A 20,010-nucleotide genomic window follows, 5' to 3' on the forward strand; every position below is an offset into this window, starting at 1 on the left:
AAAAGCACGCAACACACAATGCTAGGGGAACATGTTTTCCTGTGGACAACCTGCGCCGGTTGCCCAATAGAGTGGGCGAAATCGGCCCGGTTATCCACAGAAACTAACGCTTCTCACGAGCATCTCAGTTTCACCGGCGCGTTCACGCCGGTCAGCGGCGTGCGCTCGCGGCCACGCAGCGCACGCCCAAAGGCGTGAGCGTCACGCGCCACTTGGGCTCGTCGGCGTAGAGCCCAATCCGATTGACATGCACGAGCCCGGCGGAATCAAGCTCGCGGAGGGAAGGGGCGGCATCGGAAAGCGGGGTGCCGGTGACGCGGCTCAAGGCCGTGGCGGAAATCTCCCCGCCGTCCACCGCGCCGATTCCTTGCAGCCCGGCGAGGAGCACGTGCTGGCGGTCGACGAGCTCGAGGAGCTCGGGAGTCACGCCCTCCAAGCTGTGCGACAGCCGCCGAACCCGGCGCGCCCCAATGCGCTGGAGCCAGCGGACTTGGAGGTGTGCGCCCCACGCGAGGCCGAGTGTGGCGTAGAGGCCGGCGCCGGCGGAGACGAGGAGAAGGGGTGGTTCGAGCTCGAGGTGGGGCAGGGTGGGCTCGATGAGTCCGTAGAGCGGGCCGATGGGGATAAGTGGCGCGATCCAGGAGTACTTGTACCAGAACGAGTAATCGTCATCGCGAAATTCCACGAACTGCGGTGCGACCATGGGGTAGCGGCGAAAAATCCACACGGCACCGGCGACGGCGAGGACGAGCCCAAGGACGAGCAGGGGAATGGAATGCAGCGAGAGCGCGCCGAAGGCCACGCCAGCAGGGAGGGTGGGCACGAGCCATGTCGCGAAAGAAGGCAGATTGCGGCTGCGGTAATAGTCGACCTCGCGGGGCTGGAACCGCTCTATTTCCTCGCTCATGGTGAAAGAGGTTATCACCTAGCCGTAGCGAACCCGTGCTAGTCCGCAGCGGACCCGGGCCATCCCGGGTACTCGGGCGGCACACCGTCGAAGGCGGGGCAAAGCGCCTGAAAGGAGCACCAGCCGCACAGCTTGGAGGTCTTGGGCCGGAAGTCGCCGGACTTGCCATCGCCTTCGATCTTGGCCCACAACTCGCCCAGGTCGCGCTCGAAGTACTCGAGCTCCTCGCGATGGGGAGCCAGGAACATCGAGTCGAGCACCTTGAGATACATCAGGCGCAGCTGGGAGGGAATGGTGTCAAAAAGACGCCAGTAGACCAGCGCGTAGAAGCGCATCTGGAACTGCGCGTCGTGGGACCACTGGGGCTTGGGCTTTTTGCCCGTTTTGTAGTCGACGACGCGGACCTCGCCCGTGGGCGCGACGTCCACGCGGTCGATGAATCCGCGCACAGGCACGCCGTTGGGCAGGACTGTGTCGACATACATCTCGCATTCGTAGGCGTCGAAGCCCTGTGGGTTCTCCATCTGGAAGTAGCCGCGCAGGAGCGTCCATGCCTCGTTGAGGAAGCGGGAGGTCTCACCCTCGGGTACGACCTCGGCCACCGCAGGGTCTTCGCACATCTTCTCCCACTCCGGCTTAATCCGTGCGACGGCCGCTTCAAACGTGCGCTCGTCACGCGGGGCGTGGTGAGTGTGCTCGAGCACCGCGTGGACGAGCGTGCCTTTGACCTGTGCCTCGGTTTTGGGCTCCGGCAGGCGGTCGATGGCGCGGAAGCGGTAGAGCAGCGGGCACTGCTTGTAGTCGCTCGCGCGCGAGGGGGACAGAGCCAGGGGGCGGGGTGTCGAAGAAGTCATGGTTGATCTCTACTCTAATGCGCTGCCAAACGTGGCAAGCTAGAGGGCATGAGTTACGCAGACGATTTTATTGATTTCATTGCCGCCTCGCCGTCGAGCTACCACGCCGCCCACGAGGTCGCGCGCCAGCTCGCCGAGGCAGGCTTTACCCAACAGGACGAGGCCGCCGAGTGGTCCGCCGCACCCGGCGGGCACTTCCTCATCCGGGGCGGCGCCGTGATGGCGTGGTTCGTCCCGTCCCATGCCTCCAAAGACAGCGCCTTCAAAATCGTCGGATCCCACACCGACTCGCCGGGCCTGGCGCTCAAGCCCACCCCGGACTTCCAGAACGCCGGTTGGTCCCAGGTCGCCGTGGAGGTCTACGGTGGCGCGCTGCTGCACACGTGGTTCGACCGCGAGCTCACCGCCGCAGGCCAAGTTGTCTCCAAGGACGGGACGCAGCACCTCGTCACCACCGGCCCGGTCCTGCGCCTGCCCTCGCTGGCCATCCACCTCTACCGCAAGGACGAGTTCAAGCCGGACCGCCAGGCCCATATGCAGCCGGTGCTCACCACGGGCGAGGCCTCCATCCTCGACGTCGTCGCCGCCCAGGCGGGCATCCAGCGCGAGGATATCGCTGCGTTCAACCTCATTACTGCCGATGCCGCCCGCGGCGCCGTATTCGGTCCCCGCAACGAGTTCATCGCTGCAGGCCGCATGGATAACTTGAGCTCGGTCTACGCCTCGCTCGTCGCGCTGCGAAACGCCGCCAAGTCCTATGACGGCACCGACGTGCTCGTCATGGCCGCCTTCGACCACGAGGAGGTCGGCTCGTCGTCGCGCTTCGGTGCGGCGGGCCCCATCCTCGCCGACGTCCTCGACCGCACGGGCCGCGCTTTAGGGGCAGATGAGGAGGCGCGCCACCAGATGTACGCGCGTTCCTCGTGTGTGTCTGCCGATGCCGCTCACTCCGTCCACCCCAACTACGCGGGCAAGCACGACCCAGGCCACCATCCCATCATCGGCGGCGGCCCCGTGACCAAGGTCAACGGCAACCAGCGCTATGCTTCCGATGCCACCACGGTCGCCCTGTGGGAGTCCGCCTGCGCCCGGGCCGGAGTTCCGGTCCAGCGGTTTGTGGGCAATAACGATGTGCCGTGCGGCTCGACCATCGGCCCGATCACGGCGACACGCCTGGGCATCGACACCGTGGATGTGGGCGTGCCCATGCTGTCCATGCACTCGGCGCGCGAGATGGTCGGCGTCGACGACCAAGTGTGGCTCTCCCAGGGCCTTGAGGCATACTGGGTAGGTTAGTTTCACCCATCTCGAGGAGAGATCCGCCCATGCCTTATTCCGGCCCGTTCCACTACGGCGACCGCGTCCAGCTCACGGACGCCAAGCGCCGCCACTACACCCAGGTCCTGGAAGAGGGCGGGGAGTTCCACTCGCACAAGGGCCTTATCAAGCACTCCGACATCGTCGGATTGGACGAAGGCTCCGTGGTCCGCTCCACGCTGGGCTCAGACTTCCTGCTCTTTCGCCACCTCCTCGTCGACCACGTGCTGTCCATGCCGCGCGGCGCGGCCGTCATCTACCCGAAGGACGCGGCGCAGATCCTCGTCGAGGGCGACATCTTTATGGGTGCCCGCGTCTTCGAGGCTGGCGCCGGCTCCGGCGCGCTGTCGATGTCGCTGCTGCGTGCCGTCGGTCCTGAGGGCCACGTCTACTCCTACGAGATTCGCGAAGACCACCTCGAGTTCGCCGTAAACAACGTGCAGGAATACTTCGGCGAGCAGCCCGAATGGTGGACCCCGCGCTTGGGCGACCTCGGCGACGTGAAGGTCGAAGACTTGGGCGGCCCTGTCGACCGCGTCATCCTCGACATGGTCGAGCCGTGGCACTACCTGGACACCGTACGCGACATCCTCATCCCGGGCGGTGTGTTCATGACCTACGTGGCGACGGTGCCGCAGCTCATGAACGTCATGGAAGGCATCCGCGAGCTCAAGTGCTTCACCGAGCCGAAGGCTTGGGAGTCCCTCGTGCGCGAGTGGAAGGTCGAGGGCCTGGCCACCCGCCCGGAGCATCGCATGAACGCACACACCGCGTTCCTCGTGTGGACCCGCCGCCTGGCCGACGGCGTCACGCCGCCGCGCCCGCAGCGCCGCGCCCGAAAGTAGTCCTGCCCGCCGGACGACGTAGAACCCGTAGAACCGCCGCCTGGTCTGCGGGTTTTCGCGATCCTGGGCCGCCGGTCCGCCACGATAGGGGTGCCTTACCAGTGTGACGCAGTCGCGCGCTAGGGTGGAGACATGAATGACGCCACTTCCTCGCATCAGAGTAGACACGTCAGAGAGGCACGCACGGCGACCAACCTGCGCGAGTCCGCCGAGCTCAAGCGCCACATCGAGCAGTTATCCACCCGCAACACCAAACTTGCGGGCCTGCTCCACGAGGCCCGCACGAAACTGGGCGAGCTCGCCGCGGACTTGAATGCGCTGGCCGAGCCCGCCTCCACATACGGCACGTTCCTGCGTTATTCCGGCGCACCGCGCGGCGAGGACGGCCGCCAGGACGCCGAGGTCTACACCAACGGCCGGCGGATGCGTCTCAAGGTCGCGCCCCAGGTCGAGCCGGGCAGCCTCCAGCCGGGGGAGTCCGTGCGCCTGGGCGACGGCTTTATCGTCGTGGAAGCCTGCGGCATCGAGCCGACGGGCACGCTCGTGAGCCTCGTCGAGGTCCTCGACACCGAGCACGCCGTCATCGCCACCCCCTCGGGCGACGAGCACGTCGTGCTGCTTGCCCAGCCACTGCGCGGCACCGCCCGCGCCGGGGACAACGTCCTCGTGGATCTCAAGGCTGGCGTCGCGTTCCAGGCCATCGAGAAAACCGAGGTCTCCCAGCTCTCGCTGGAGGAAGTCCCGGACGTCCACTTCGAGGACATCGGCGGCCTCGACGCCCAGATTTCCCAGATCCGCGACGCCGTCGAGCTGCCTTTCCTCCACCCGGACCTCTACCGCGAGTTCGACCTTCACCCGCCCAAGGGCGTGCTGCTGTACGGCCCGCCGGGCTGCGGTAAAACGCTCATCGCCAAAGCTGTCGCGAATTCGCTCTCCTCCGCGATTTCGCCCTCGCCGGAGAAGAGCGCTCCCAGCTACTTCATCAACGTCAAGGGCCCCGAGCTGCTCAACAAGTATGTGGGCGAGACCGAACGCCGCATTCGCCTCATCTTCGAGCGCGCCCGCGAGCTCGCCCATGGGGGAGACCGCCCCGTCATCGTCTTCTTCGACGAGATGGAGTCCATCTTCCGTACCCGCGGCACGGGCGTGTCCTCAGACATGGAGACTACCGTCGTCCCGCAGCTACTCACGGAGCTCGACGGCGTGGAAGATCTGCGCAACGTCATCGTCATCGGCGCGACCAACCGCGAAGAGCTCATTGATCCGGCGATCATGCGCCCGGGCCGCCTCGACATCAAGATTCGCGTCAACCGCCCGACGCAGCAGGGCGCCCGCGAAATCTTCGCGCGCCACTTCCCGGACACCGTGCCGCATGCCCAGCCCGTGGACGAACTCATCAACGCCGCGGTGGGAGAGCTCTACGCCGACCGTCCCTTCGTCGCCCTGCACTTCGTGGGCGTCGACGAGCCGCGCGTGCTGCACTACCGCGACTTCGTCTCCGGCGCGATGATCGCCAATATCATGTCGCGCGCGAAGAAGCTCGCCATCAAGGAGGCCCTCGGCGCTGGCACGCCCGCCGCCATTTCCAGCGCGCACCTGCACCAGGCCATCGCCGCCGAACAGGCCGAAAGCGAGCACCTGCCCACTTCCACAAACCCAGACGAGTGGGCGCGCATCGCGGGCAACGGCTCGCGCAGCGGCCGGCCCATTGAACGCGTCGAACTACTCGGATTCAGGAGCCCGACATGGCACAGCAACTAGAAAGCACGCGCGTCCCGCGCTTTATGGGCACTGAGACCGAATACGGCATCTCGTGTCCCACGAACCCGGCACTGTCACCCATCGTCACCTCAACGCACGCCGTCGTCGCCTACGGCGCGCTGCACACCACCGCGCGCTCGCGCTGGGATTTTGCCGAGGAACACCCGCTGCGCGACCAGCGTGGCTTTGATCTCAAGCGCTACCAGACCGTGCCTGTGGTCGATCCCAACGCCATCGGCGTCGCCAACGTCGTGCCCAGCAATGGCGCACGTTTTTACGTCGACCACGCCCACCCGGAGTATTCCTCGCCGGAATGCCTCGGCGCGTGGGACGCGATGGTCTACGACGCGGCTGGAGACGTGCTTGCCCGGCGCGCGCTAGCTGGCGTGGCCGAACTCTACGAGGACAACAAATCCATCCTCCAGGGCCACGAGCCCTGCCCGCCGCTGCGCTTTTACAAAAACAACGTCGACGGCAAGGGCGCCTCTTATGGCGCGCACGAGAACTACCTCTATAACAGGGACACGGACTTTGACCGGCTCGCGCACGCCCTCATCCCGTTCTTCGTCGCACGCCAGGTGCTCACCGGCGCCGGCCGCGTGGGCCTAGGCCACGATGGCGACAGGCCGGGTTTCCAGATTTCTCAGCGCGCAGACTACATCGAGCAGGAGATTTCGCTGGAGACCACGCTCAACCGCGGCATCATCAACACCCGCGACGAGCCCCACGCCGAGGCCGGCCGCTTCGGCCGCCTCCACGTCATCATTGGCGACGCGAACTGCTCGCAGACCTCGGCGCTGCTCAAGCTCGGCACGACCTCGCTCGTCCTCGACGCCATCGAGGAGGGCGTAGACTTTTCCGACCTTCAGCTTGCCGATGCCGTCTCCGAGGTCGCCGCAGTCTCCCACGACGTCTCCTTGACGCACCGTCTCGTGCTGGGGGATGGCCGCGAACTCACGGCGCTGGAGCTGCTGGGGGAGTACCGCACGCGCGTCACCCCGCGCACCGAGGCAGACGAGAAGGTCATCACCGCTTGGGACGAGGCGGCGGGCCTACTCGCCGAGGACCCGCTCAAAGCTGCGCACTTGCTCGACTGGGTCGCCAAGTGGCGACTCATCAAGGCCTTCCTCGACCGCGGCGTGGATCCGGACAACCCGAAGCTCGCGGCCATCGACATCCAGTACGCGGATATCGACCCGGCGAAGTCGCTCTACCACGCGCTCGTGCGCAAAGGCCAGATGCGCACGCTCGTCACCGACGCCGAACTCGAGCGCGCCTCGGTGACCCCGCCGCGCGAGACTCGCGCCTACTTCCGGGGCCGCGTCACCGAGAAATTCGGTGACGCCGTCGTCGCGGCCAGCTGGCAAAACGTCACGCTGCGCGCAAAAGACAGCTATGTCCTGTTCCACCTCGACGAGGTCGACGCCGCGACGGGACCTGACATCATCGCGGCCCTCGAGGCCACGCCCGCCGGCGACGTCCACGCCCTTCTGGGGGCGCTCGCCAAGGCTGGCCTCAACCCCGAGTATCGTCATCTATAACCCAACCTCAAGGAGAAATCATGGCTGACAAGCAATCCCAGATCTCTGGCGGCGGTGCCGGCGAGGACGACGCCCTGGAGGGGGCATCGGCAAGCCAGGCGCAGATTAATACGGCAGGCACGGACGACTTGCTCGACGAGATTGACGGCCTGCTCGAGTCCAACGCCGAGGAATTCGTGCGCTCCTACGTGCAAAAGGGTGGCCAGTAAGCCTCATGAGCGTGCATTACCGCCGGATTATGGGCGTGGAGACGGAGTACGGCATCACGGCGCGCACACCTGCGGGAAGCCGCCAACTTCACCCAGACGAGATCGCGCGCGAGCTCTTTCGCCCGGTCATCGACGAGTATTCTTCGTCCAACGTCTTCGTGCCCAACGCCTCGCGTCTCTACCTCGACGTGGGCTCGCACCCTGAGGTCGCCACGGCCGAGTGCGACTCGCTGAGCCAGCTGCTCGCCTACGAGCGCGCCGGGGACGTCATGGTCGACCGCCTCGCGCGCCAGGCCGAGGACGCCACCGGCGCGCAGGTCTACCTGTTTAAAAACAACGTGGACTCCGCGGGCAATTCCTACGGCTGCCACGAGAACTACCTCGTGGGCCGCGACCTCGTCCTGCGCGACTTGGGCCGTGCGCTCCTGCCGTTTATGATTACCCGCCAGCTCATCTGCGGCGCCGGCCTTATCCAGCCGGCCAAGGGCGACCAGCCTGCGCAGTTCCTGCTCTCGCAGCGCGCGGACCAGGTCTGGGAGGGCGTGTCGTCTGCGACGACGCGCTCGCGGCCGATCATCAATACGCGCGACGAGCCCCACGGCGACTCCGCACGCTTCCGCCGCATGCACGTCATCGTGGGCGATTCCACCATGGCCGAGCCCACGTTCGCGCTGAAAATCGGCACGGCGCTGCTCATGCTCGAGATGATCGAGGCCGGCTTCGAGCTGCCTAACCTGGAAATCGTCGAGCCCATCGCCCGCATCCGTGACATTGCGCGCGACACCACGGGCCGCACGGTCCTGGAGCTCGCGTCCGGCGGCACCATCACCGCGCTCGAGGTCCAGCAGGCGCTTCACGCCCGCGCCGTCGAGTGGCTCGCGCAGCGCCCAGACGAGGGCACTCCACGCACCGAGCTCGAGCGCGTGGTTAAGCTGTGGGGCCGCGTCCTCGACGCGCTGGAATCCGGCGACCTGTCCGACGTCGCACAGGACGTCGACTGGATTATCAAACTCCAGCTCCTCGAGCGCTACCGCGATCGCCTGGGCGGGGACTGGGGCCATCCCAAGCTCGCGCAGGTCGACCTCACGTACCACGACATCCGCCCGGGCCGCGGGCTGTACTCCGTCCTGGAATCCCGCGGGCTCATTCACCGCTGGACCACCGATGCCGCCATCACCCGCGCCGTCGACACCGCCCCGCCCACCACGCGCGCGTGGATGCGCGGGCAGTTCCTCGCCAAGGCGAAGGAGACTGGCGCGAACTACACCGTGGACTGGACGCGCATGAAGGTCAACCGGCCCGAAGCGCGGGTGGAGGAATTTAGCGATCCCTTCATTTCGGCGGACGCGCGCCTCGACGCGCTGCTAGAGTACATGGACGTACACGCCCGTCATCTTGCCGAATAACGGATAAACGACGCTCACCACCACTTTTCTTGGAAGGCACTTCATGTCGCGGTACGACGACGCAGTAGAACGCATGACCCGGCTGACCTTCGTGCTTCTTGGCGCGGCTGAGCATAGCCGCAACCCGGAGCGCTCCGCCGCGTGGATTATCGAACACGTCGAAGGCTATAGCGAGTCCAAAGAACCCAGCACCATGCTCAAGCGTGATGCCAAGGACCTTCACCGCGTGGGCGTGCCTATCCATCGCCGTTCCGGCGGCGGCGACGAAAACACGCTTTACCGCATCGACCGGGACAGCTACCGCCTGCCGGAAATTTCGTTTACGGCGGAGGAGGCCCTCGCGCTCTCGCTCATCCGCGGCTTCAACCAGTTTGGCGAGTTGTCCCGCTACTCCGATACCGGCTGGGCCAAGATGGCCGCCGCCGGCGTGACCTCAGCTCCCGGCGCCGAGGAGCACCCGCTCCAGCACGTCCTCGCCACCAACGACCTCAACCGTCTGCGCGCCGAGGACTTCTACATGCTCGTCAACGCCGTCGAGCGTTCCTACCGCATCAGTTTCCACTACCGCGCCACGCCCACCACGCCGCTCACCAAGCGCCGGATGGATCTGTGGGGCATGGTGACCCAGGGCGGCCGCGTCTACCTCGTCGGCTTCGACATCGACCGTCAGGCCCCGCGTGCGTTCCGCATCACCCGCCTGCGCGAGGTCGCCCTCCAGCGCAAAAGCCCAGAATTTACCCAGCCCACAGCGCCGCTCGATGATATTGTTGCAGACATCTTGCAGCCACACGACCTCATCGACGCCGTCCTCGAGATCCCCGAAGGCACCGCCCAGGAGCTCGCCGTGCGCGGCACCCGCCGCCCCGACGGCCGCTACGCGCTCACGGGTGTCTCGCTCGACTGGCTGACCCGCACCGCCGTCGGTTTTGCGCCCGAGGTCGACATCCTCGAGCCTGCCGTCGCGCGCGAGCGCGTGCGCGAACTGCTCCAGGCCGCCCCATTCACTACCGAGGAGGACTAACCGCAGTGGCCACGAATCTCGATAAGAACCAAACCCTGGTGCGGTGGCTCAACCTCGTGCCGTACTTCCGCAATAAGCCGAACGCGTCCATCTTCGAAGCAGCCCAAGACCTCAACATGGATGCCAAAGAGGTCAAGAGCGCCCTCGACGCGCTTACGACCACCGGCGTTGGCTCGTACACGGAAGAGATGCTCGACCTCATCGTCGATTACCGCGGCGTCAATATCCTCAATGATCAGGGCCTAGACAAGCCACTGCGCTTGACCCCCACGGAGGCCGGCACGTTCCTGCTCAGCCTCGAGGCCCTCGAAGCCATCCCGGGCCTCGTCGACGCCGACGCCGTGCGCTCCGCCGCGGCCAAGCTGCGCGCCGTCCTCGACGAGCGTGGCGTGGGCATCTACGACTCCACCGCGGAGCCCGACCCCGTCGAGTCGCCCTTGCAAGCCCAGCTTGCCGATGCCCTCCGCGACGGCGTCCAAGTTGCCTTCACGTACTGGGCCGCCTCGAGCGATACCACCTCGCACCGCACCGTCTCGCCCGCCCAAATTTATGTCCGGGAGGGGGAGAGCTACCTCATCGCGTGGCAAGAGGACCGCGGCGCTCACCGCACGTTCCGCATCGACCGCATGCGCGACCTGCAGGTGCTCGACACGCCCGCCACGCCGCACAAGGACGAGCTCAAGTTCGATGCCGAGGATCCTTTCGGCTACGACCGCTACGAGGAGGCTGTCCTCGACATCCACCCGGATGCCACGTGGCTGGCCGAGCACTATGACATTGAGTTCCATATCGTCGACTCGGATGACCGCGTTGTCGAGGGCGAGTTCGCACGCGTCGTGAATTCGGCTGCTCTCGATGCCGAGCTCTCCGGCACTGACGATGACGGTTACGACCCAGACGATCCGGATGACGCGCCCATCGATGACCCGCTGCCGCAGCTGACCACCGCCTCCGACGGCTGGGTGCGCGCCACGATGCCCGTCGCCTCCGAGGAATGGATGGTGCGTTTTTGCTTGGGGCAAGCTGATAGATTGCGGGTAGTTGGCCCCCAAAAGTTGGTTGATGCCGTTGCTCGCGCCGCGTCTGCGGCCCGCGACCGTTATACTCAATAATCGTTTCCCAGCCGGAGGTCACGCTCCGGACGATCTACCACTGAAAGAGGTCTTGCTATGGGCAGGATTGGCGCTCCCGAGATCATCATCATCGTCCTCATCATCGTCTTGCTCTTCGGAGCGAAGAAACTGCCGGACCTAGCCCGTTCCCTGGGCCGGTCCATGCGCATCATCAAGTCTGAGGTCAACGAGATGAACAACGACAGTGCTCGTCCCTCGAGCGACCTCGAGCAGAACCAGCTCCCGCAGGGTCAGCAGCAGTACCAGCAGACCGCGCAGCAGAACTTCACGCAGCAGCCCCAGGCCCAGCAACCACAGCAGCCGCAGCAGCCGAACTATGGCCAGCAGCCCAACTACGGCTCTACCGGCAATTACCAGGGCGGCGACTACGGCCAGGCGCCGCAGCAGCAGAACCCGAACGCCTAAAGCTGGCTCGCTTCTGGCTCGCCGCCTAGCGCTTCCAGCCAAGGCTTGCTCAACGGCGCTCATCGTCACCTTCAGCGGTGACCGTGGGCGCCTCCTGTGTTGAAGATGAAGGTTGCCCCATGACCACAACTCCGAACCCCGGTTCCAACCCGCAGCGTCCACGGCGTCCGCAGCGCCCCCGTGGCGCGAAACGCGCGGGCGCCCTCGCGCGTCTGCGCGCGGCGCGTAAGCCGAAGAACCCGACGGGGGACATGACGCTCGTCGAGCATCTCCAGGAGCTGCGGCGCCGCCTCTTCTTCGCCGTGCTCTTCATCGGCATCGGCACCATCGTAGGCTTCTACTGGTACGCCCAGGCACCATTCGGCTGGCCGAGCCTCGGCGACTTCCTGCGCGGACCCTACTGCGACCTGCCGGCGAACCTTCGCGCCTCGTTTACCAACGACAACGAGTGCCGCCTGCTGGCCACCAAGCCCTTCGAGATGTTCATGCTGCGTCTCAAGGTCGGCGCGCTCGCGGGCCTCGTCATCTCCTCGCCGTTCTGGCTCTACCAGGTCTGGGCCTTCGTCGTGCCCGGCCTGCACAAGAACGAACGCCGCTGGACCTATATCTTCGTCTTTTTCGCAGTCCTGCTCTTCCTCGCCGGCGCGTTCCTGTCCTATTTCGTCATGAGCCAGGGCCTCGAGTTCCTCCTCTCCGTGGGCGAAGAATTCCAGACCACCGCGCTCTCCGGCGGCGACTACTACAACTACTTCCTTGCGATGCTGGTCATCTTCGGCATCAGCTTCGAGGTCCCGCTCGTCATCGTCATGCTCAACATCCTGGGCATCCTCGAGTACACCGCCATCCAGGGCAAGCGTCGCCTCATCATCGTCATCGTCATGATCTTCGCGGCGGTACTCACCCCGGGCGGCGAACCCATCGCAATGGTCACCATGGGCAGCGCCGTGTGCCTGCTCGTCGAAATCGCCTTCCAGTTCTGCCGCATCAACGACAAGCGTCGCAACCGGGAACGCCCCGAGTGGATGGACCTCGACGATGAGCAGGCATCCGGCCCCATTGGTTCGGCGGGTCTTGAAGCCCCCGCACCTGTCACGGCGCCCGACCCCGTCCAACCGTCGAGTTCCGGCTACTCCCGCGCCCAGGTCCGCCGCGAGCAGGGCCTACCGCCGCAACAGCCCCCGGCTCCTGCGCGCCCGACCAGCAGCCGTCGACGCCCACAGCCTGGCATGATGCCACCAGCACCGCCGCAGGCGCCGAACCAGTCTGCGTCGCAGGGAAAGCAGACGCCGGGCGGGGGAGCATCGGCAGGCCCGAGCATCTTTGACGACGTGCTCTAAGCCCGCGTGGCGCGGGGCTGCCGTGTAGGGTGAACAGATATGACTACCACCCACCTTGAGGCTTTCGCCGCTGGACTTTCCCATCCGCTCGATCCCTTCCAGGTGGAGGGCTGCCGCGCTATCGAGGAGGGCCATGGCGTCCTCGTCTGCGCGCCGACCGGAGCTGGCAAGACCATCGTCGGCGAGTTCGCCGTCTCGTTGGCGCTTTCGCAGGGCACGAAGTGCTTCTACACCACGCCGATTAAGGCGCTGAGCAACCAGAAGTATCACGACCTCGTCGCGGAGCACGGCGAGGACGCCGTGGGCCTGCTCACCGGCGACGTCTCCATCAACGGCAGCGCGGAGATCGTTGTCATGACCACCGAGGTCCTGCGCAATATGATTTACGCGGAGTCGCCGGCGCTCGACCGACTCACGCACGTGGTCATGGACGAAATCCACTTCCTCGCAGACGCCTCACGCGGCGTCGTGTGGGAGGAGGTCATCCTCAACCTGCACCCCACGGTCAACGTCGTGGGCTTGTCCGCCACCGTGTCCAACTCTGAGGAATTCGGCGAGTGGCTCTCCGCCGTCCGTGGAGACACGAAGGTCATCGTCTCCGAGCACCGTCCCGTTCCGCTGGATCAGTGGATGCTCGTGGGCCGCAAGATCTACCCGCTCTTCGAGCCCGAGTCCGGCGGCCAGGTCAACCGCGAGCTCGCACACCGCATCCAGCGCCTTGAGGCGGGCGATACGGATAACGGCCGCGCAGATTATCGCTCCGGCAACTCCTTCCGTTCACGCTCCAAGCACGGGGACGACCATTCGCCGCGGCGTTCCGGCGCCTCGCGCCAGCAGGACCGTTACCGCCCGCTCGGCCGCCCAGAGGTCCTCAAGGTCCTCCAAGCCCAGAACATGCTGCCTGCGATTACGTTTATCTTCTCGCGTGCGGGCTGTGACGGCGCGCTGTATCAGTGTCTGCGCTCGCGCATGGTGCTCACCAGCCCAGAGGAGGCTGAGGAAATCAAGGCCATCGTCAACGCCGGCGTCGAGGGCATCCCGGAAGAAGACCTCCAGGTTCTCGATTTCAAGCGCTGGCGCGAGGCCCTCTCGCGCGGCTTCGCCGCCCACCACGCCGGCATGCTCCCGGCGTTCCGCCACATCGTAGAAGAGCTCTTCGTCAAGGGGCTCGTACGCGCCGTCTTCGCTACGGAAACGCTTGCACTGGGCATCAATATGCCGGCGCGCACGGTCGTGCTGGAGAAGCTCATCAAGTACAACGGCGAGGCTCACGTCGACCTCACGCCGGGCCAATACACGCAGCTCACGGGGCGCGCGGGACGCCGCGGCATCGATACGCTCGGCAACGCCGTCGTCCAGTGGGCCCCAGCCATGGACCCGCACGCCGTCGCAGGCCTGGCCTCCACACGCACATACCCGCTCGACTCGACGTTCACGCCCGGCTACAACATGGCCATCAATCTGCTAGGGCTCAGGGGCTTCGACGACTCGCTGCGCCTTATCGAGCGCTCCTTCGCCCAGTTCCAGGCAGATGGTTCCGTCGTCGAGGAGGCCGCAGAAATTGAGCGCGCCGAGCAGCGCGTGCGCGAACTGCGTACGGAGCTTGTCCGTGCCGTCTCCGCCCTCGCCCCGCCCACCCGCGACGACGAGGATCCCGCGGAGTTGCTGGCCGAGTACACGGACCTGCGCCATAAACTTACGGGCGAGGAGCGCAAAGCCGCCAAGGATTCCACGGCGCAGCGCAACGTCGAGGTAGTCAAGGTACTTGCGCGCCTGCAGCTCGGCGACGTTATTGCGATGGCTGGACGCAAGCACCCCATCCTCGCCGTGGTCAACACTCCAGCGAACCAGGCGCAGGACCCGCGCCCGTGGGTGACGACGGAGCAGGGCTGGTCGGGGCGCATCGATGCCTCTGGCATTGGCAATCCGCCCATCGTCGTGGGCCACATGCGCATTCCGCGCGGCATGAATAAGAACCCGCGCCGCCACACGAAGTTCTTCCAGGACCAGTTCCGCCGCAACCACTACGATCGGCCGCGCAAAATGAAAATGACAACGCGCAACCGGCCCAGCAAAAAGGTGGGGGAGCTGCGCGACGCCATCCGTCAGCACCCCGTGCACGCGTGGCCGGCGGCCGACCGCGAGCAGCTCGCGCGTCTCGCGGCGAAGCTCACCCGCCGCGAGTCCGAGCTCGCCAAACTCAAGGGCGTTGTCTCCACGGCGCGCGACACCCTGGGCACGACGTTTACGCGCATCGTGGAGCTGCTTGCCGAGATGGACTACGTCGAGTTCGAGGGCTTCGGCGACGACCGCCGCCCGCTCGTCACGGACGAGGGCGACCGCCTGGCACAGATCCACTCCGAGGCCGACCTCCTCGTCGCGCAGTGTCTCAAGCGCGGCATCTGGAACGCGCTCGACCCTGCGGAACTCGCCGGTGTCGCGTCGATGTGCATCTTTGAAAACCGCAAGGCCACCTCCGGCGAGCCCGAGGCCGCCACGGAGCCCATGGCCGACGCCATGAACGCCACCCTACGCATCTACACCGAGCTCATCGCCGACGAGCAGCGCCACCGCCTGCCGCTCACGCGCCAGCCGGACGCGGGTTTCTCGCTCGCCATCCACCAGTGGACCGCGGGCGCCCCGCTGGGTTACTGCATGGCCGCGGCGAACGAGTCCGGCGCCGAGCTCACTCCGGGCGACTTCGTGCGCTGGTGCCGCCAAGTCGTCGATCTTCTCCAGCAGGTCGCCAAGACCGGCTACGAGGACGACATCCGCGCCAACGCCCGGCGCGCCATCGACGCCATTCAGCGCGGCGTCGTTGCCATCGGCGCCTAAGCCACCGCAAATCCCTCCGACACGGAAAACCCCTCGCAGCGCTCGGCTACGGTCGGAACGGACTTTTTAGGCCTCCTTACCGGCAATGCCAATCTGCCGCGTCACGCCGAAGGGGTCGACCATCCAGCCATGCTGGTCGCGCGCTGCGGCGGCCTCGTCGGCGGTGCGGTTCATCCAGAAGGTAGGAGTAATGATCTGCGTCATGCGTGGGTGCCTGTCATAAGGAGGAGTGCCCGGGCTGCGCGACGCAGCCCCGGAAGATGGGGTGCGACCAGGCTCACGGTCGCCAGGCCGAGGTTCGTGCCGAACGGATCGAGGACGAGCGACTGCACGCCCGCCACCATATCGCCGAGAAGGACGGGGCCGCCGCTATCGCCTTTAACCGCGCCATGCGCCACGAGCGCGCCGTGGCGCACGCGTGTGAGCCCGTCCCGGGACACGGCCCAAGGCAGCGTCGCGACGAGCAGGCCGCGGTAGTCGTGCACGTCGAGTGCGCGCCCGCCAAAGCCGCGGGTACGCGTGGTCTGGCCCAGCCGCACCCGGTCGCGCAGCAGGCCCGGCACCGCGCGCGGACCGGCGGGACGGTCAAGGAGGGCGAGCGCCAGATCCGTGCCGTTGATGACGCGCACGGCGGAAACGCGGGCAGAGACCCCGGCGCGTGTGACGCGGTACGGCCCTGGTTCCCGGAAGAAGTGTGCGCACGTGAGCACAAGCCGCGGCGCCACGTGCGCGTGCGGCTGCAGGTCCGGGGCAACCAGGGTGCCCGAGCAGTAGCTCCCGGCGCGCGTGAGCCGCACGACGGGCAGGGGAGAGGTGTTCATTCCCACGACAGTACCGCGATTAAACTAACCAGCATGTCGCATGAGATTAAACCTTTTGCCCCGTCCGTCTACGCCGCGCGCGTGGCACGTGCCCAGGAGGTCCTGCGCGCGCAGGGGCTCGACGCGCTACTTGCTGCGACGGGCCCGGATTTCGCGTACCTCACTGGCTCGTGGATGACCTCCAATGAGCGCCTCACCGCACTGGTCATCCCGGCCGAGGGGACGCCGCGTCTCGTCGCGCCGCAGACGGATGTGCTCGAGCTGCAGTCCACGGCCGTGCCTGAGATGGGCATGGAGCTTATCGGGTGGGCCGATGGCGAGGACCCGTACGGGCTCGCGCTGGGCGAGGCCGGCTACGCGCGGCTCGCGGTCTCGGCGTCGCTCACCGCGGACCACCTCTTTAAGCTCCAGGAACACGCGCCGGACGCGGAGCTCTTACTGGCGTCGACGGCGCTTTCAGAACTATTCATGCGCAAGGATGACGCGGAGCTCGAGCAGCTGCGCGGGGCGGCAGCCGCCATCGACCGCGTCCATGAAGCCGTTCCGGAGTTGCTGCGCGCTGGCCGCACGGAGCGCGAGGTCGCGGCGGATATCGAGGAGCGCATCCTCGCTGAGCACGTCTCCGTCGACTTCATCATCGTCGGCTCTGGGCCCAACGGCGCGAATCCGCACCACAGCTTCTCGGACCGCGTGCTGGCCGAGGGCGAGCCGGTCGTCGTCGACATCGGAGGCACCTTCGGCGCGGGCTACCACTCGGACTGCACCCGCACCTACGTCGTGGGTGGGCCCGAGCTTGCCGATGCCCCCTTCCGCGACGCCTACGCCATCCTCGCCGAGGCACAAGCAGCGGCCCGGGCGCTTGCCGCGCCGGGCGTGCGCGCCCAGGACATCGATGCCGCCGCACGCTCCGTGATAGCCGAGGCGGGCTTCGGCGACGCCTTCTTTCACCGCACGGGCCACGGCATTGGTCTCTCGGTCCACGAGGAGCCGTTCCTTCTCGCGGGCAATGAGCTCGTGCTTGAGGAAGGCATGACCTTCTCCATCGAGCCAGGCATCTACCTCGAGGGTACGTGGGGCATGCGCCTGGAAGACATCGTGGTGACGACGGCGGACGGCTGCGAGTCGCTTAACGCCTGCCCGCGGGAGCTGCGCTAATGGGAGCGGTGCTGATCCTCGGCGGGCGCAGCGACATTGGCGGGGAGATCGCCCGGCTGCTCGCACTAGGGCGCCCGGTGGTGCTGGCTGCGCGCGGCTCGCATGGACTCGAGGCGCTGCAGCGCGAACTCACGGCGCGCGGCGCCACGGCCGTGCACATTATCGACTTCGATGCAGCGGACCTTGCCGCGCACCGTTGTGTGGTGGAGCAGGCCGTCGAGCTCGCCGGTCCCGTGACGACTGCGGTGGTAGCGTTCGGCATCCTGGGCGACCAGGAGCGGGCGGAACGCGACGAGGCGCATGCGGCGGAGATAGCGACCATCGACTACGCGGCGCAGGTGTCCATGCTCACGGTGCTCTCCGACGTCATGGAGTCGGGCCACATCGCGGCGTTCTCATCCATTGCGGGCTGGCGCGCGCGGAGAGCGAACTACGTCTACGGCTCGACGAAGGCAGGCCTCGACGCGTTCTGTCAGGGGCTCGCGGACCGGCTGCATGGCGGGCCGCTGGCGCTCATCACGGCGCGCCCGGGCTTCGTCATCGGTTCGATGACCACGGGCATGAAGCCGGCGCCGCTCTCGGTCACGCCGGACGTCGTGGCACGCGCGGTCGTGCGGGCGATGGATTCGGGGCGCAGCCGCACGCTGTGGATTCCGGGCGCGCTGCGGCTGCTGGCCTGGGTCATGCGCTGCGTTCCGCGCCCACTCTGGCGGCACATGCCCCGCTAACCGGACCACACCCCACCGACTCTCGCGAAATCTGTACACGATCGGCGAGTGTGGGTGGGGTTTCGTCCCCTGGGCTGGCGACGAATCTAGAGCAGTGGCGAGTTGATGTCGAAGACGAAGCCGCGTGGGGCGAGGAAGCGGACCACGACGTCCGCGTCAGCGACGGGCAGATCAGGGAAGACGACGCCGCCCCACGGCGTGAGTACCGTGTCAACGTCCATGCGGCCGATCATCTCGGCGTACTCGGCAGGCATCGAGCCCTCGGGAAGAGCGGCGCCAAGAGCCGCATGACCGTCGGGGAGGTGCTCCTCGAACCAGCCGATGGGCGGGTTCTTCGCCTCCTGCACCGGCGGGGTGGCCGGCCCCTGGCCCGCGTCGACGTCGCCTGCGAGCAACGCGAGGGCTTCCTCGACGAGGTTGTCGAGGAGCATGCGCGCGGTAGCTCCCTGCATCTCCACCGGGGTGCGGCGCTTTCCGCGCGGGGTATAGACCGTCTGGTCCTTCGCCGGTGCGACGAGCAGGTGCGGGCGGTGGCGATGCACGTCGCCCGTGGGGGAGCCGACACCTACCACGAACGGGTCCGCGGCACCGCGACGTGCCAGCGCGCGGCGTGCCGGGCTAATAAGCGCGATGAGGTCCGCGTACTCGGCGGCGTCCTCATCGTTGGGGTCGGGGCGGACCTTCGGATCGAGAACAAAGCCCGGGGAGGAACCAAAGGCGCCGCCGTCCGACTCGAAGTCGATGGCGTAGCGGCCGGCGAAGAGATCGGCCAGCGCCGCGCCGACGCGCTCGGCCATCTCCACGGCGGCGAGATCGAGCGGGTCGAGGAGAACGGGGACTGGGGCCTGGAGGGTCTGCGGGGCGGCGGCGCGGGCGGCATCGGGATCCTGCACGCCGCGCAGTTCCACGGTGCCACGCGTGCCAAGATAGACCTGGCCGTCGCCGTGCGTGCGGGCGAGCTCGGCGAGGGCCAGCCACTCCGGCGAGCGGAGGGCGGCGCCGGTGGGCACGAGGCGGACGGTCGATGGGGTAGAAGTGCTCATAGCGTTCCAGTCTAAGGCGCAGCTGCGCGGGGACGGTACTGGCTCGGGCGCTCGGCCGCACGCTGACAGCGAACGCGCGGGTTGCTATGCGAATTCTCTCGCCCACAGACGCTAGGCTGGTGGGCACTATGCCAGTACTGTTCTTCTTCGCCTACTTCGTCCTCGAGACGCTCGCCTTCTACGGCGTGGCCAAGCTCCTCGGCGTCGGCTGGGCGCTCACCGCGTTGTTCGTCACCATGTTCTTCGGCATGGCCGTGGCCATGTGGGAGGTGCGCCGCCTCATGGCGCGCCAGATCGTCCAGGATAAGGCCTCCGGCGCGCTGTATATGAAGCAAGAAGGCGCGGGTAAGCTCGCGGGCAACGTGGGCCTGACCATCGCCGGCGGCATCCTCCTGTCCATTCCTGGCTTCCTCACGGCCATCGTGGGCATCCTGCTACTCCTGCCGCCGACGCGCGCACTCACGCGCAAGCTCATGGGCTTTTCTTTCATGCGCGGCGTCGAGCGCATGGGCATGCGTGTCTACGAGGCATCACCCATCCCGGACGCGCAGCACAACTCGTACGGAACGTTCGGCTCCGGCGGCTACGAGGTCATCGACGAAGAAGAAATCCATCGCTGGAGCGAGTCCGTCAATCCCGAGGACTTCGGACGCCCGCAGGATCCTGGTAGCTCCAACGGCAACGCCCAGTGA

Annotated in this window: 19 protein-coding genes; 14 read left to right on the top strand and 5 right to left on the bottom strand. The window is 66.7% G+C overall.

The genetic code is table 11. From position 1 onward, the window contains the following. Window positions 1-151: 151 nt before the first annotated feature. Both ABJ196_RS10755 and ABJ196_RS10760 read right to left on the bottom strand, forming a co-directional pair. Window positions 152-907 (bottom strand): hypothetical protein, encoded by a 756-nt coding sequence (locus ABJ196_RS10755; RefSeq protein ID WP_347306991.1) that lies wholly within the window; start codon window positions 905-907, stop codon window positions 152-154. A 38-nt stretch (window positions 908-945) separates the two neighbouring features. Further along, on the bottom strand, window positions 946-1,761 hold the full coding sequence (locus tag ABJ196_RS10760) for a RecB family exonuclease (RefSeq protein ID WP_347306993.1): 816 nt from the start codon (window positions 1,759-1,761) through the stop codon (window positions 946-948). Between the two features lie 48 nt (window positions 1,762-1,809). Here ABJ196_RS10760 and ABJ196_RS10765 point away from each other — a divergent pair, with 48 nt between their 5' ends. The 11 genes from ABJ196_RS10765 to ABJ196_RS10815 all read left to right on the top strand — a co-directional run bounded on the left by ABJ196_RS10765 (window position 1,810) and on the right by ABJ196_RS10815 (window position 15,571). Next, a complete protein-coding gene (locus ABJ196_RS10765) occupies window positions 1,810-3,057 on the top strand; it encodes a M18 family aminopeptidase (RefSeq protein WP_347306995.1) in 1,248 nt (415 codons plus the stop codon). A 29-nt stretch (window positions 3,058-3,086) separates the two neighbouring features. Next, window positions 3,087-3,923: a tRNA (adenine-N1)-methyltransferase gene (locus tag ABJ196_RS10770; RefSeq protein ID WP_066488184.1), complete on the top strand. Its 837-nt coding sequence runs from the start codon at window positions 3,087-3,089 to the stop codon at window positions 3,921-3,923. Between the two features lie 132 nt (window positions 3,924-4,055). Then, a complete protein-coding gene (gene arc / locus ABJ196_RS10775; RefSeq protein WP_347306997.1) occupies window positions 4,056-5,684 on the top strand; it encodes a proteasome ATPase in 1,629 nt (542 codons plus the stop codon). After that, the gene (dop, locus tag ABJ196_RS10780) at window positions 5,669-7,225 is read left to right on the top strand and encodes a depupylase/deamidase Dop (protein ID WP_347306999.1); all 1,557 of its coding nucleotides are present in this window, start codon (window positions 5,669-5,671) and stop codon (window positions 7,223-7,225) included. The genes arc and dop overlap by 16 nt, the downstream gene beginning before the upstream one ends. Before the next feature lie 20 nt (window positions 7,226-7,245). Beyond that, complete coding sequence (locus ABJ196_RS10785; RefSeq protein WP_066488174.1) at window positions 7,246-7,434, top strand: ubiquitin-like protein Pup; 189 nt, start codon at window positions 7,246-7,248, stop codon at window positions 7,432-7,434. 5 nt (window positions 7,435-7,439) lie between these two features. Next, window positions 7,440-8,840, top strand: a complete 1,401-nt coding sequence (pafA, locus tag ABJ196_RS10790; RefSeq protein WP_347307002.1) for a Pup--protein ligase — start codon at window positions 7,440-7,442, stop codon at window positions 8,838-8,840. A gap of 43 nt (window positions 8,841-8,883) precedes the next feature. Beyond that, a complete protein-coding gene (locus ABJ196_RS10795; RefSeq protein ID WP_347307004.1) occupies window positions 8,884-9,861 on the top strand; it encodes a WYL domain-containing protein in 978 nt (325 codons plus the stop codon). Window positions 9,862-9,866: 5 nt separating this feature from the next. Beyond that, window positions 9,867-10,973, top strand: coding sequence for a WYL domain-containing protein (locus ABJ196_RS10800; protein ID WP_347307006.1), 1,107 nt, complete (start codon window positions 9,867-9,869; stop codon window positions 10,971-10,973). Between the two features lie 57 nt (window positions 10,974-11,030). Further along, window positions 11,031-11,399: a Sec-independent protein translocase subunit TatA gene (gene tatA / locus ABJ196_RS10805; protein ID WP_257070314.1), complete on the top strand. Its 369-nt coding sequence runs from the start codon at window positions 11,031-11,033 to the stop codon at window positions 11,397-11,399. Window positions 11,400-11,650: 251 nt separating this feature from the next. After that, entirely contained in the window at window positions 11,651-12,736 is a 1,086-nt protein-coding gene (tatC, locus tag ABJ196_RS10810; protein ID WP_347307052.1) for a twin-arginine translocase subunit TatC, read from the top strand. 39 nt (window positions 12,737-12,775) lie between these two features. Beyond that, the gene (locus ABJ196_RS10815) at window positions 12,776-15,571 is read left to right on the top strand and encodes an RNA helicase (protein WP_347307008.1); all 2,796 of its coding nucleotides are present in this window, start codon (window positions 12,776-12,778) and stop codon (window positions 15,569-15,571) included. Between the two features lie 66 nt (window positions 15,572-15,637). On the opposite strand, the gene ABJ196_RS10820 is transcribed toward ABJ196_RS10815, so the two are convergent. Then, window positions 15,638-15,775, bottom strand: coding sequence for a hypothetical protein (locus ABJ196_RS10820; protein ID WP_347307010.1), 138 nt, complete (start codon window positions 15,773-15,775; stop codon window positions 15,638-15,640). Continuing rightward, window positions 15,772-16,392: a trypsin-like peptidase domain-containing protein gene (locus ABJ196_RS10825; RefSeq protein ID WP_347307012.1), complete on the bottom strand. Its 621-nt coding sequence runs from the start codon at window positions 16,390-16,392 to the stop codon at window positions 15,772-15,774. The genes ABJ196_RS10820 and ABJ196_RS10825 overlap by 4 nt, the downstream gene beginning before the upstream one ends. Window positions 16,393-16,425: 33 nt before the next feature. Here ABJ196_RS10825 and ABJ196_RS10830 point away from each other — a divergent pair, with 33 nt between their 5' ends. Continuing rightward, complete coding sequence (locus ABJ196_RS10830) at window positions 16,426-17,547, top strand: Xaa-Pro peptidase family protein (protein WP_347307014.1); 1,122 nt, start codon at window positions 16,426-16,428, stop codon at window positions 17,545-17,547. Continuing rightward, window positions 17,547-18,275 (top strand): SDR family oxidoreductase, encoded by a 729-nt coding sequence (locus tag ABJ196_RS10835; protein ID WP_347307016.1) that lies wholly within the window; start codon window positions 17,547-17,549, stop codon window positions 18,273-18,275. Before ABJ196_RS10830 ends, ABJ196_RS10835 begins: the two co-directional genes overlap by 1 nt. An 86-nt stretch (window positions 18,276-18,361) precedes the next feature. Here ABJ196_RS10835 and ABJ196_RS10840 read toward each other — a convergent pair whose 3' ends face one another. Further along, window positions 18,362-19,318: a hypothetical protein gene (locus ABJ196_RS10840; protein ID WP_347307018.1), complete on the bottom strand. Its 957-nt coding sequence runs from the start codon at window positions 19,316-19,318 to the stop codon at window positions 18,362-18,364. Between the two features lie 128 nt (window positions 19,319-19,446). Between ABJ196_RS10840 and ABJ196_RS10845 the strand changes: the two genes are divergently transcribed. Beyond that, window positions 19,447-20,010 (top strand): FxsA family protein, encoded by a 564-nt coding sequence (locus ABJ196_RS10845; protein WP_347307020.1) that lies wholly within the window; start codon window positions 19,447-19,449, stop codon window positions 20,008-20,010.

The sequence above is a fragment of the Corynebacterium sp. SA-MJD20WY100 genome (assembly GCF_039822565.1).
Taxonomy (GTDB): Bacteria; Actinomycetota; Actinomycetes; order Mycobacteriales; family Mycobacteriaceae; genus Corynebacterium; species Corynebacterium phoceense_A.